The sequence below is a fragment of the Actinosynnema sp. genome, from assembly GCF_052038725.1.
Genome location: NZ_JBQGCX010000908.1, coordinates 1 through 12658, shown reverse-complemented (window position 1 = coordinate 12658; position 12658 = coordinate 1). Strand labels below are relative to the sequence as shown.

11 protein-coding genes, 1 tRNA gene and 1 pseudogene are annotated in these 12658 nt (G+C 74.3%); 5 read left to right on the top strand and 8 right to left on the bottom strand.

Annotated features, from left to right (window positions below; genetic code table 11):
- Positions 1 to 141: 141 nt before the first annotated feature.
- Positions 142 to 1164, bottom strand: a complete 1023-nt coding sequence (locus ACTUAL_RS18845; RefSeq protein WP_096491740.1) for an LLM class flavin-dependent oxidoreductase — start codon at positions 1162 to 1164, stop codon at positions 142 to 144.
- 27 nt (positions 1165 to 1191) lie between these two features.
- On the opposite strand from ACTUAL_RS18845, the gene ACTUAL_RS18840 reads away from it, so the two are divergent.
- Positions 1192 to 2334, top strand: coding sequence for an NAD(P)-binding domain-containing protein (locus ACTUAL_RS18840; protein ID WP_440901184.1), 1143 nt, complete (start codon positions 1192 to 1194; stop codon positions 2332 to 2334).
- A 167-nt stretch (positions 2335 to 2501) separates the two neighbouring features.
- Here ACTUAL_RS18840 and ACTUAL_RS18835 read toward each other — a convergent pair whose 3' ends face one another.
- On the bottom strand, positions 2502 to 3458 hold the full coding sequence (locus ACTUAL_RS18835) for a DedA family protein (RefSeq protein WP_232519704.1): 957 nt from the start codon (positions 3456 to 3458) through the stop codon (positions 2502 to 2504).
- Between the two features lie 112 nt (positions 3459 to 3570).
- Between ACTUAL_RS18835 and ACTUAL_RS18830 the strand changes: the two genes are divergently transcribed.
- Entirely contained in the window at positions 3571 to 4539 is a 969-nt protein-coding gene (locus ACTUAL_RS18830; RefSeq protein ID WP_440901183.1) for a CobW family GTP-binding protein, read from the top strand.
- A 938-nt stretch (positions 4540 to 5477) separates the two neighbouring features.
- Here ACTUAL_RS18830 and ACTUAL_RS18825 read toward each other — a convergent pair.
- Positions 5478 to 5550, bottom strand: a tRNA-Leu gene (locus ACTUAL_RS18825).
- A 187-nt stretch (positions 5551 to 5737) separates the two neighbouring features.
- On the opposite strand from ACTUAL_RS18825, the gene ACTUAL_RS18820 reads away from it, so the two are divergent.
- Entirely contained in the window at positions 5738 to 5959 is a 222-nt protein-coding gene (locus ACTUAL_RS18820; protein ID WP_096491742.1) for a DUF3618 domain-containing protein, read from the top strand.
- A gap of 53 nt (positions 5960 to 6012) precedes the next feature.
- Here ACTUAL_RS18820 and ACTUAL_RS18815 read toward each other — a convergent pair whose 3' ends face one another.
- The gene (locus ACTUAL_RS18815; protein ID WP_096491743.1) at positions 6013 to 6627 is read right to left on the bottom strand and encodes a TetR/AcrR family transcriptional regulator; all 615 of its coding nucleotides are present in this window, start codon (positions 6625 to 6627) and stop codon (positions 6013 to 6015) included.
- Positions 6628 to 6867: 240 nt separating this feature from the next.
- Here ACTUAL_RS18815 and ACTUAL_RS18810 point away from each other — a divergent pair, with 240 nt between their 5' ends.
- Positions 6868 to 7803: an alpha/beta hydrolase gene (locus tag ACTUAL_RS18810; protein WP_440901182.1), complete on the top strand. Its 936-nt coding sequence runs from the start codon at positions 6868 to 6870 to the stop codon at positions 7801 to 7803.
- Between the two features lie 82 nt (positions 7804 to 7885).
- Positions 7886 to 8920 carry an alcohol dehydrogenase catalytic domain-containing protein gene (locus tag ACTUAL_RS18805; protein ID WP_440901185.1) on the top strand — a complete coding sequence of 345 codons (1035 nt, stop codon included), beginning with the start codon at positions 7886 to 7888 and terminating at the stop codon, positions 8918 to 8920.
- Between the two features lie 145 nt (positions 8921 to 9065).
- Here ACTUAL_RS18805 and ACTUAL_RS18800 read toward each other — a convergent pair.
- The 4 genes and pseudogenes from ACTUAL_RS18800 to ACTUAL_RS18785 all read right to left on the bottom strand — a co-directional run.
- Positions 9066 to 9770 (bottom strand): annotated as a pseudogene (locus ACTUAL_RS18800) (type 1 glutamine amidotransferase); the annotation flags it as partial.
- A complete protein-coding gene (locus ACTUAL_RS18795) occupies positions 9760 to 10944 on the bottom strand; it encodes a MurT ligase domain-containing protein (protein ID WP_096497618.1) in 1185 nt (394 codons plus the stop codon). The gene ACTUAL_RS18795 and the pseudogene ACTUAL_RS18800, both read right to left, overlap by 11 nt.
- A 112-nt stretch (positions 10945 to 11056) precedes the next feature.
- Positions 11057 to 11536 (bottom strand): helix-turn-helix domain-containing protein, encoded by a 480-nt coding sequence (locus ACTUAL_RS18790; RefSeq protein WP_096497619.1) that lies wholly within the window; start codon positions 11534 to 11536, stop codon positions 11057 to 11059.
- A 120-nt stretch (positions 11537 to 11656) separates the two neighbouring features.
- On the bottom strand, positions 11657 to 12397 hold the full coding sequence (locus ACTUAL_RS18785; protein WP_440901181.1) for a SanA/YdcF family protein: 741 nt from the start codon (positions 12395 to 12397) through the stop codon (positions 11657 to 11659).
- Between the last annotated feature and the right edge of the window lie 261 nt (positions 12398 to 12658).

Genomic DNA, 12658 nt, shown 5'->3' with positions numbered 1-12658 from the left:
GGCGGGGCCGCCACCGCTGTGGGGGAGGACGGCCCGGGACCCGGCGGCGGCCGGATCGGTCGGCCGGGCCGCCCGGAAGTTAGGGAGCGCGTCGGGGGGCGTGCGCGCTCACTCCCATCATCGCGCTCAGTAGGCCCTCCGCTACACCTCTACTTCAGTCTTCACTCGTTCGGACGAACGAAGTTCGGCGACCAGCTCGAAGGACCTGAGGCGGTCCGCCTGGTCCGCGACCATCGTCGTCACCATCAGCTCGTCCGCCCGAGTGCTCTCCAGCAGCCGTTCGAGTTCTTCCCGCACGGTCTCCTGCGAGCCGATGACCTGCGAGGACATCCGCTCCTCGAAGACGAACCGCTCCAGCTCGTCGTACGGGTAGTCGGCGGCCTCCTGCGGCGTGGCCAGCGGGCCGGGCTTGCCCGAGCGCAGCCGCGCGAACGACAGGGCGCCGGGGCCGGCGATCCAGCGCGCGTGCTCGTCGGTCTCGGCGGCGATCACCGAGGCGCACACCATCGCGTGCGGCTCGGACAGCACCTCGGACGGGCGGAACCGCCGCCGGTACAGCTCCAGCGCGGGCAGCGTGTTCTGCGAGCTGAAGTGGTGGGCGAACGCGAACGGCAGCCCGAGCACGCCCGCGACCTGCGCGCTGTAGCCGCTGGAGCCCAGCAGCCACAGCGGCGGGCGGTAGCCCTTCGCCGGGACCGCGTCCAGCTCCTCGGTGCCGTCGAAGTAGCCCATCAGCTCGTTGAGCTGCTGCGGGAAGTCGTCCACCGACAGCGGGCCCTCGGTGCGGCGCAGCGCCCGCGCGGTGCGCTGGTCGGTGCCGGGGGCGCGGCCGATGCCCAGGTCGATGCGGTCCGGGTGCAGCGCGGACAGGGTGCCGAACTGCTCGGCGACCACCAGCGGCGCGTGGTTGGGCAGCATCACGCCGCCCGAGCCGACCCGGATGCGCTCGGTGGCCGAGGCCACGTGGCCGATCAGGATCGTCGGGGACGAGCTGGCGATGCCGGGCATGTTGTGGTGCTCGGCCAGCCAGAAGCGGGTGTAGCCGAGCCGCTCGACGTGCCGGGCCAGCTCCGTTGTCTCGCGCAGCGCCGTCCTGGCGTCGGTGCGCGTGGTGACCGGCGCGAGTTCGAGGACGGACAGCGGCACCTCGCTGAGACGGCTCATGCCCTGTCCCAACGCGCGGGAACGCCCGTGGCTTCCACGGACGGGTGTGATCGAGCGCTCACGATGGGCCGGGGCGGTGGCGGCGTTGACCGGGGTGTGGAGAGCAGCGGTGCGGGCAGCGCGGCGGGGGTCCTGGACGTCGTCGTGATCGGCGCTGGTCAGGCGGGGTTGGCGAGCGCGCACGCGCTGCGCCGCTCCGGGCTGGACCACGTGGTGCTGGACGCCGAGGACGGCCCAGGCGGCGCGTGGCGGCACCGCTGGCCCACGCTGCGCATGGCCACCGTGCACGGCGTCCACGACCTGCAGGGGACCCCGTTCGACCCGCCGCCGCCGGACGTCCCGGCTCGCGAGGCGCTGCCCGCGTACTTCGCCGACTTCGAGCGCCGCAACGGCGTCGAGGTGCTGCGCCCGGTCCGGGTGTCGGCGGTGCGCGACCGGGGCGGGCTGCTGGTCGTGGCGACCGACCGGGGGGAGTGGACCACCAGGGCGCTGATCAACGCCACCGGCACGTGGACGCACCCGTTCTGGCCGCGCTACCCCGGTCAGGAGCTGTTCCGGGGCCGCCAGCTGCACAGCGCCCGGTACGCCGGGCCCGAGGAGTTCGCCGGGCGGCACGTGGTCGTGGTCGGCGGGGGGACGTCGGCGGTGCAGCAGCTGCTGGAGATCGCCGAGCACGCCACCACCACGTGGGTCACCCGGCGCGAGCCGGTGTTCCGCGCCGAGCCGTTCACGCCCGAGGCGGGGCGGGCGGCGGTGGCGCTGGTGGAGGAGCGGGTGCGCGAGGGGCTGCCGCCGCGCAGCGTCGTCAGCGTCACCGGGCTGGTGCTGAACGACGCGGTGCGGGCCGCGGTGGACAGCGGGGTGCTGCGGCGCGAACCCGCGTTCGAGCGGATCACCGAGGACGGCGTGGTGTGGCCGGACGGGCGGTTCCAGCGGGCCGACGCGATCCTGTGGGCGACCGGCTACCGCGCGGCGCTGGACCACCTGGCCCCGCTGCGGCTGCGCGGGCCCGGCGGGGGAGTGCGGCTGGACGGCACCGAGGTCGTGGCTGACCCGCGCGTGCACCTGGTCGGGTACGGGCCGTCGGCCAGCACGGTCGGGGCCACGCGCGCGGGGCGGGCGGCGGTGAGGCGGATCAAGGACCTGCTGGCGGAGCCGGTGCCCGCCTGAGGGGCTGAGGCGGGCGTGGCGCGCGGCGGGGGCGCGGGCGGGGTGATCACGTGGGGGCGCGGCGCGGGTCCGCCTGCGGGGCGCACGGGGGCCGGGAACGCGAACGCCCGGCCGGGGTGGTCCCCGGCCGGGCGTTCGCCTGGTCGTCGTGCCCGCTGCGCGGGGCGCTAGCGGTCCATCGGGCGGAACTGCTGCGTGCGGTCCGCGTCCACCGCCCGGAACTGCTCCGTCGCGTCCTGGTGACCGGGACCGGGGTGACCCGGACCGTGGTGACCGGGACCGGCGTGGCCGGGACCGTGGTGTCCGGGGCCCGACTGCGGGTGCCCGTGGTGCGGCTGACCCGGCCGCGCCGGGACCCGCCCCGCCTGCACCGGAGCGGTCCGGTCCGAGGCGCCCGGCCCCGCCGGGTCGGTCGGCCCGATGCGCGCGGTGCGCTCCGAGTCGCCCTCGTCCCCGCGGCCCTCGTCCCTGCCGCCCTCGTCCCCGCCGGTCCCGGCGCTCCCGCCCGACGCGGCGTCCGCGCGCCGCTTGCGCAGCTTCCACACCACGAAGGCGACCAGGCCCACCAGGACCAGGACCACGACCACCTTCGACAGCACGCCCGCGTAGGTCTCCACCAGGTGCCACTGCTCACCCAGGAAGAAGCCCGCCAGGATCAGCACCGAGTTCCAGATCGCGCTGCCCGCCGTGGTGAGCAGCGTGAACTTGACCAGCGGCATCCGCTCCACCCCGGCCGGGATGGAGATCATGCTCCGGAAGATCGGGATCATGCGCCCGAAGAACACCGTCGCCGAGCCGTGCTTGACGAACCACTGCTCGGTCTTGTCCACGTCCGCGACGTCGACCAGCGGCATCTTCTCCACGATCCGGCGCACCCGCTCGCGCCCGAGAGCCGCGCCCACCCAGTAGAGCGCCAGCGCGCCCACCACGGATCCGATGGTCGTCCACAGGATCGCGGCGAACAGGCTCATCCCGCCCCGGCTGGCCGTGAAGCCCGCCAGCGGCAGGAACACCTCGCTCGGCAGCGGGGGGAACAGGTTCTCCAGCGCGATCGCCAAACCCGCACCGGGCGCACCCAGGGTCTCCATCAGACCGGTGGTCCAGTCGACGATCGAGTCGATCACTGACAACTCCCCGCACCTCCAATCAGGTGAAGGGTATCCGGCGCGAAACGTGCATAACGCCCTAGGTGGGGCGAATCGACGCTGCGTAGCGGTCCGGGCACAATCCCTCCCCGTGAAGCGGACGCCGGTGCTCGTGGTCGCAGGGTTCCTCGGCGCGGGCAAGACCACACTGCTCAACCACCTGTTGACCGGCGCGCGGGGCACGCGGGTCGGGGTCGTGGTGAACGACTTCGGCAGCGTCGGCATCGACGCGATGGCCGTCGCGGGGCAGGTCGACTCGACGGTCTCCCTCGACGGGGGGTGCCTGTGCTGCGCGGTCGACGTGAGCGGGCTGGACGAGATGCTGGGCAAGCTCGTCGGGCGGGTCGACGTGATCGTCGTGGAGGCCAGCGGGCTGGCCGAGCCGCAGAGCGTGGTGCGGATGGTGCTGGCCAGCGAGCAGCCGGGGATCGCCTACGGCGGCCTGGTGCTCGTGGTCGACGCGGCCGAGTTCCCGGACGAGCCGGACCTGCGGGTGGCGGACCTGGTGGTGCTGAACAAGGTCGACCGGGTGGCCGATCCCGAGGCGCTGGTCGCGGCGCTGCGCGAGCGCAAGCCGGGGGTCGCGGTGGTCGCGGCCGAGCGCGGGCGGGTCGACCCGGCGCTGCTGTTCGACCCCAGGCCGAGGGAGCGGTACGGGCAGCTGACCCTGGACGACCTGGTCGCGGAGCTGGGCGAGGACGACCACGCGGGGCACGCGCACCACGCGTGGTCGAGCGTGGAGTTCACCACGCGCCAACCCCTGGACCCGCTCCGCCTGATGGCGTTCCTGTCCGACCGCCCTGCGGGCCTGTACCGCGCGAAGGGCCACGCGCGGTTCGCCGCGCCGGGCCACGACCAGCGGTTCGAGCTGCAGGTCGTCGGCGACTACCTGCGGTTCGACCGCACCCCGTGGCCGGGCGAACCCCGCACCGAGCTGGTCCTGATCGGCGTCGACCTGGACGCGGACGCGATCACCACCCGCCTGCGCGCCTGCGAGGAACCCGACCCGTCGTCGGTGAACCCGCAGTCGATGCTGGAGGTGCTGCGGTACCTGGTCTGAGCCGCGGTGGCGTCGAACCGCCACCGGGTGGGCCTGCTTCCGCCCCCTGCGTGGGAGTGCTCGTGGATCACGAGGCAGAGAAGTGGTTCAGGGGGTGGGGGTCGTGGTGGCGGACGCAGGCGCACCGGTGGGCAGAGCGCGGGTGAGAGCGCAAAAGACCCAGCGGTCGCTTGTTGAGGCGACGGGCACCTGGCAGCCGACGCTCCACCGGATCACCTCCGGGGACCGCGTGGCCGAGCTGCCCGAGCCGGTGGCGACCGCGCGGGCGACGGGGCACACCGTCGCCCGGCTCACCGGGATCGGCGGGGCGGCCGACCGGGTCCAGCGCGCGGCTCGGGCGAGCGGGAACGGGGCGGCCTGTCGACCCCGTGCAAGGTCGTCCAGTGGTTCCTGCTCTCGCCCGCGATCGCCTCCACCGCCCTGCGCCAGGCCGGGTGGATCGACGAGGAGACCGGGCGCGAGCGGCGGCAGGGAGTTGACACCCCGCGGCTCGCCACCACGTTCGGCTGGTCGGACCAGCACTCCGCCCCGGTGGTCAAGTCCACCAGCCCTCGCGCACCACAACGGTTGCCTGCTCGCGCGATCAGCCACGTCGTGGCGGGCGAACTCCGCCGACCTGCCCGAGGTGGACGTCGACCTGGCCGAGCCGGACGCGGAGGTGCTGCGCAAGGCCCGCGCGGACCGCGGGTTCGAGGCGGCTGGGGCACCGTGGGCGAAGCCCACCCGGAACCGGACCCGGGTGCTCTCCGACGACCCGACCCCCGAACTCCCGGCCGCCATCAGTGCAATCGCTGGAATGCCCGCAGAGCAACCACTCGCGAAGCCGGGGACCTCGGCGGGCTCATGGTCGTCGCGCTCACCGCCCTCGAACGCGCCGCACCGGGCCCACCTGCGCGAACGGGACCCCGCGCCGCAGCGCGGGGTCCCGCTTCCCGTTGTGGGGTCGGAGAGATTCGAACTCTCACTGGACGGCACCTAAAGCCGTTGCCTCTGCCGTTGGGCTACGACCCCCGCCGCGTCACCCTATCGACCGCCCCGCCCCCGGCCCCGACCAGCCCGCCCACCCGCCGGAGCCCGTCCCGGCCCCCGCCGGGCCCCCGCCCGGCCCCCGACTCCCCCCACCGGCACGGCCGGGTCGCTCCACGCCGCCGTCCCAGGTCAACTACGGTTAACCGCCTGAAGCCCGCGAGGAGGAGATGTGGCACGCGACCCCGACGCCATCCAGCGCGAGATCGAGCAAGCACGCGACGCGCTGGCGGCGACCCTGGACGAGCTCGGCACCAGGGCCAACCCCCAGCGCTTCGTGGAGGCGGGCAAGGCCAGCGTGCAGGCGAAGCTCGACGACCCCCGCGTCCGGTACGCGCTCATCGCGGTGGGCGCGGTGGTGGGCTTCGCCCTGCTGCGCAAGCTCTTCCGCTGATCGGCGCGCCCGGCCGGGCCGACCGCGCCCGCCGTCGCCCCGTCCCGCCGGTGCTACTGCCCCTTGGCCACGAGGGGCAGTAGCACCTGCTCCACCACGCGCTCCACGAACGCCTCGTCCAGCGGTTCGCCGGTGAGCATCAGCCGGTACGTCAGCGCGGCGCCCGCCAGCTCGACGGCCATCGCCCTCGGCGCCCCCTCGCGCAGCTCGCCGCGCCCGTGCGCCCGGTCCAGCACCTGCCGCAGCACCTCGCGCTGCGCGATCAGGAACGTCTCCCGGAACGCCACCGCCAGTTCCGGCTCGTGCGGCAGCTCGCCCACCAGCGCCTGCGCCGCCTTGCCGATCGGCCCGGACAGGAACGCCGCGAACGAGCGCAGCGACTCCCTCAGGTCCCCCTCCAGCGACCCGGTGTCCGGCTGCACCAGGTTCTGGCTCGCCAGCTGCGCGCAGGTGTCGATGACCAGGTCGAGCTTCGACTCCCAGCGCCGGTAGATCGTGGCCTTCCCGGCGCGCGCCCGCGCCGCCACCGCGTCCATCGTCAGCGCCCGGTAGCCGACCTCCGCCATGACCTCCAGCGCCGCCCGCCGCAGCGCCTCGTCGCGGCTGGCGTCCCTGGGTCTGCCCCGCTGCGGAGTCCGCGTCGCCCCGCTGTACACCGGTGTAGCCATCCCTGCTCCCGTCGCCTTTGGCCGGACATCCTAGGCGTGCCCAGCGGAGCGGAATCCCCAGATCACCCAGGTCGTGAGGGGTGCTCGGATCACGATTCGCGCCGTCACCCGGCTTATCGCTCCAGGGGCCCGGTGTTGAACTCCGACCGAAGCGATTCCGGTTCGGCCGATCACCGGAAGCACCCCCTCCTGGTCCGTTCGGGGTTACCGCGCTGCCCGGTTCGGGGGCATCCTCGGGTGGTGCGCGCCCTCACCCTGTTCTTGATCTTGCTGCTCGCCGCCTGCACGACCGCGGGACCGAGCGCACCCACCGGCCCCACCGGCACCACGAGCACCACCACGAGCGCCACCGCCGACCCGTCCGGCCGGGTCGTGGACCTCGTCCTGCCCTCCGCCGCGCTCGGCCGCGACGCCCAGGTCCGCCTGCTGCTCCCCGGCGGCTGGGCCGCCCAGCCCGACCGCCGCTGGCCGGTCCTCTACCTGCTGAGCGGCTGCTGCGGCTCCCACCTCGGCTGGACCTCGCCCGGCCAGGCCGACCGGCTCACCCGCGACCTCGACGTCATCGTCGCCATGCCCGAGGGCGGGCTGGCGGGCTTCTACACCGACTGGGCCGACGGCCCGGCCTGGGAGGCGTTCCACCTGGTCGAGCTGCGCGAGGCCCTGGAGCGCGACTACCGCGCGAGCGGGGACCGGGTCGTCGCCGGCTACTCCATGGGCGGCTTCGGCGCGCTCTCCTACACCGCCCGCCACCCCGGCTTCTTCCGCGCCGCCGCCTCGTTCAGCGGCGTCGTCCACACCACCGGCACCGACGACTCCCGCGCCCTGGTCCGCCGCATCGTCACCCAGGCCGACCTCGACCCGGCCGCGCTCTGGCCCACCGACGCCGACTGGGCCGCCCACAACCCGCACGACCTCGCCGACGCCCTGCGCGGCGTCCCGGTCTACCTGTCCTGCGGCGACGGCGCCCCCGGCCCGCTCGACCCGCCCGGCAACGAGGTCGTCGACGCCCTGGAGGCCGAGCTGTGGGCCGAGAACCTCGCCACGGCGGCCCGGCTCACCGGGGCGGGCGCGCGGGTCACCGCCGACCTGTACGGGCCGGGCACCCACACCTGGCCGTACTGGGACCGCGCCCTGGAGAACGCCCTCCCGGTCCTCACCGCCGCCCTGCCGGGCTGACCGCCGTCCGGTGCCCGCCCCCGGCTCGGGCGACAATGGCCACTGGCACGACCGGGTGGACATCCACGAGGAGGCGCGACAAGTGCGGGCGACCACGATCCACGGTGCACGGGACATCCGAGTCGAGGAGGTCCCCGACCCGGTGATCCAGCTCCCCACCGACGCCGTCGTGCGGGTCGAGCTGGCGTGCGTGTGCGGCAGCGACCTGTGGGGCTACCGGGGCGTGTCCAAGCGCGCCCAGGGCCAGCGCATCGGCCACGAGTTCGTCGGCGAGGTGGTCGAGGTCGGCTCCGACGTGTCGACGCTCAGCGTCGGCGACCGGGTCATCGCCCCGTTCTGCTGGAGCGACGGCACCTGCGCGCACTGCGTCGCGGGCCTCCAGACCTCCTGCCCCGAGGGCGGCTCGTGGGGCTCGAAGGGCTCCGACGGCGGTCAGGGCGAGGCGGTCCGCGTCCCGCACGCCGACGGCACCCTCGTGCCCGTGCCGCGCGACGCCGACCAGTCCCTCCTGCCCGCCCTGCTGTCCCTGTCCGACGTCATGGGCACCGGCCACCACGCGGCGCTCGCCGCGGGCGTCGGCCGGGGCTCCACGGTCGTCGTGGTCGGCGACGGCGCGGTCGGCCTGTGCGGCGTGCTGGCCGCGAGCAGGCTCGGCGCGGAGCGGATCATCTCGCTGGGCAGGCACGAGGACCGGGCCACCGTGGCCCGGCTGTTCGGCGCCACCGACCAGGTGCCCGAGCGCGGCGAGGCGGCCGTGGAGCGGGTCAGGGAGCTGACCGGCGGGCTCGGCGCGCCCGCCGTGCTGGAGTGCGTCGGCAACGAGCAGTCCTGGCGGACCGCGCTCGGCGCGGTGCGCGACGGCGGCCGGATCGGCTACGTCGGCGTCCCGCACGAGGCCCCCGCCCCGCCGATCGGCGAGCTGTTCCGCCGCAACGTCGCCCTCGCGGGCGGGGTCGCCCCGGTCCGCGCCCACCTGCCCGAGCTGCTGGCGGACGTGCTCGCGGGCCGCCTCGACCCGTCCCCGGTGTTCGACCGCACGGTCGCGCTGGCCGACGTCGCCGAGGGCTACCGCGCCATGGACGAGCGCACCGCGCTCAAGGTCCTCGTCCGGCCCTGAGCGGGGGCGCGTCAGGCGAAAGAGCAAACCGACCGAGCCGCAACGCGGAGCCGAGGTGCAGCAGCCCGTGGTTTCGCACTGCTGCGCAGCGCGGGGGGCGGCGCCGAAGCACCGCCCCCCGGCACAGCAGTCCCCGACCGGGGCACACCCCGGCCGCCTTCGCCCGCTCCTGGCGCAGCCGCGTCACGGCCTCCAGGTCGAGCGGCTGCGGCTTGGTCCCGGTCGCCCACTCGATCAGCAGGTCGGCGATCTGCGGGTTGCGCGGCAGCACCGGCCCGTGCAGGTAGGTGCACAGGATGCGCCCCTGCACCAGGCCCTCCACCGACCCGTCGTTGCCCGTGCCGACCCGCACCTTGGCCAGCGGCCGGGCGGACGGCCCGATCACGGTGCGGCCCTGGTGGTTCTCGAACCCGGTCAGCAGGCCCTCGAACAGCCCGTCCACCGGCTCCGCGATGACCTCGCCGATCGCCCGGCTGCCCCCGGCGTGCGAGCTGGAGTCGACCAGCCCGAGACCGGGGTGGGTCACGTTGTCGGCGCGGGTGAACTTCTCGCCGAAGATCTGGATGCCCGCGCACACGCCCAGGATCACCGCGCCGCGCGAGGCGGCCCGCTGCATCCCAGGGTGCTCGCGCAGGTGCCGCACCGCCAGGGTCTGCGCGGTGTCCTCACCGCCGCCGACCACGTAGATGTCGCACGAGTCGGGCACCGGCTCGCCGAACCGCACCGGCACGATCTCGGCCGGGATGCCCCGCCACGCCATGCGCTTCTCGAGCACGACCGCGTTGCCGAAGTCGCCGTAGGTGCCCAGCAGGTCGGGCAGCACCAGGGCGATCTGGACCTTACTCGCCATCAGCGGACCTCGCGTTCAGGTCGCGGAACGCCGTGTAGTTGGCGATGACCTCGACGTCGCCCACCGGCATCGCGTCGATCGCCTCCAGCGGGTCCGGGATGATCGTGTGCTCGACCTCGGCGTACGTCAGCCGCACCGCCAGGTCCGTCGCGCGCTCGCCCGAGGCGATCACCCGCCTGCCCCGCAGCTGCTCGAACGGCACGTCCCACAGCCACGACAGGTCGCGGCCGTCGGCCTCGTGCGCGTTGATCGCCAGCACCGCCGGGTGGGCCGACTCGCTGACCACGGTCAGCGTCTCGCTCCAGCCCGCCGGGTTCTTCGACAGCAGCAGCCTGGCGCGCCTGCCGGAGCGCTGGATCGTCCGGTAGCGACCGGCCACGTTGGACACCGTGCGCAGCCGCTGCACGGCGTCCGGCACCGCGACGCCCATCTCGGCGGCGGCGGCGGCGGCCATGACCGCGTTGGCCATGTTGAACTTGCCCGGCAGCCGCAGCGACAGCTCGACCCGCTCGCCCCTGGGCGTGATCAGGAAGCCGTCCCCGGTCACCCAGTCCGGCTTGGGCCGGGCCAGGTCGCAGCCGGTGCAGTGCCAGTGCTCGCCCTGCCAGCGGATCGGGTCGCCGCAGCGCGGGCACGAGGCCGCGTCGTTGTGCCAGCCGGTGCCGGTGGACACCCAGATCACCCGCGCGCAGTCCCGCGCGGCCGAGGTGACCATGATGTCGTCGCAGCTCGCCACGACGACGCCGGTGACCGTGTTCAGGGCCTCCCGCAGGTTCCGCTCGATCGTGCGGACCTCGCCGACCCGGTCGAGCTGGTCCCGGCTGAGGTTCAGCAGCACCGCGACGGACGGGTTGGACGCCCGGACGACCTCGGGGAAGTACCCCTCGTCGACCTCCAGCACCGCGTACGGCGCCTCCTGCTGCTTGCTCAGCGCGGTCACGTGCCCGTCCGGCATGTTGGCGCCGCCGTGGTTGGTCGCGACCTCGCCCAGGGCCGACACGGCCCTGCTGAGCATCATCGTGCTCGTGGTCTTGCCGTTGGTGCCCGTGACGAGCGCGACCCTGCGCCCGGACGTGAGGTGGGCCAGTGCCTGCGGGTCGAGCTTGAGGGCGATGCGGCCACCGATCATGCCGCCCGCGCCCAACCCCATCTTCTGCGACAGCTTCGAGCTCATGTTGCCCAGCCGCACGGCCGCCGCGGTGCGCAGCGGGAGGCGACCTGGGTCTGCACCTGGAGTGTTCGGCAAGCGACTTCCTGCGTTAGTAGGACAATGCGCCAGCGAGATGCTACCCGTGGCGGTTGTCCATCTCGCGCAGGGTCCTGATCAGGTCCACCGTGCTGAGCTGGCACAACTGGGCCATGTAGTCGAGCGCGGGCAGGTCGAGGTGCACCTCGGGCGGCTGCTCGGGCCCGATCTGGGCGAGCCTGCCCTGGGCCCACCGCCGCAGCGGCGCCAGGTGCGGCCTGCCGTCGGCCACGACGGCGGCCAGGTTCACCGGCAGGTGGCCGGACGGCGAGTCGCCGAACACCCGCTCGTGCACTTTCGCCAGCACCCGGTGCGCGGGCACTCCCAGCGCGACGCAGATCTCCACCAGGCGCACCACCGAGCACTGGCGGGTGCCCAGCTCGTAGGTCGCCAGGGTCTGCAGCGAGATGTCGCTCTGGAGCCGCTGGTTCAGCTCCTTGCGCGTCCACCCGCGCTGCTTGCGGAGACTGCGGAGTTCGTCCCCCAGGACGCGCTGGTACTCCGCTGTGTCTATCTCCACCGTCAGGTCCTCCATGTCCGCATGTTCACGGAGATGGAAAGCGCGCGGGCGGCACCACTTACGCGAGTTGCATCAGATATCGCCCAATCAGGCTAAGCAAGTGATACCCAAAGTAGTCATTCAGCTTTCCAGGGCCCTGGTGACCCCGGACTCCTGGGGACCCAGGAACCGGGGGTCGCGCTTCGTCACGGCCCCGTCCCAGAACGCCTTGACGCTCGCGACCGACTCGCGGAAGTAGCCGTAGAGCGTCGTGCTGCTGCGGGCGCCCCACGTGTCGTGGCCGACGCCGTACGCCTCGATGCCCGCCGCCCGGCACAGCGCCACCGCGCGCGGCAGGTGGAACCGCTGGGTCACCACGGTCGCCGAGGTGACGCCGAAGATCCGGTTGGCCCTGGCGCACGAGTCCCAGGTGTCCAGACCGGCGTAGTCGGACACGATCGCCGAGTCCGGGACGCCCTGGCGCAGCAGGTAGTTCCGCATCGCGGTGGGCTCGTCGTAGTCGGGGCGGCTGTTGTCCCCGCTGACCAGCAGCACCTTCACCTTGCCCCGGTGGTACAGGTCGGCGGCCACGTCCAGCCTGCCCGCCAGGAACGGCGTGGGGCGGCCGTCGCGGATGCCCGCGCCGAGCACCAGCGCCACCGGCGTCTCGGGCACCTCGGCGGCGGTGAGCCGGTACGGGGCGCTGGTGGCCTGCACCCAGGCCCACGGCGCCGCGGCGAGCAGGCCCAGCAGGCCCACCACGCCCAGGGTGAGCTTCCAGCGGCGCAGCGCGGCGAGCGGCGCGCGGCGGGCCGCCCCGAACCCGGCGCCGAGCAGCCTGCGCAGGCGCGCCCCCGTCGCCCTGGAACCCCGTGCGGTCATGCGACTACCCCCGTGCCCGTGCGTGCTTCGTGATGGCCGTGCCGTCCCGCCGCGCTCGCGCCGGTCCTCCCAGGACGCGCGAGGCGGCCCGCAGGTTCAACGCTCCGCGCCCCGAACCTGGTTCCCGAGGCGGCGGGCGCGGAAACCGGGGTCGCCCCAGGGGAGCCCCGAGGGGGACCGGCGCGGGCGGCCCCCGTCGGGCCCGCCCGCGGTTAGCCCGGCAACGACCGCGGTTCGCCCGGCACAGACCGCGGGCCGGCC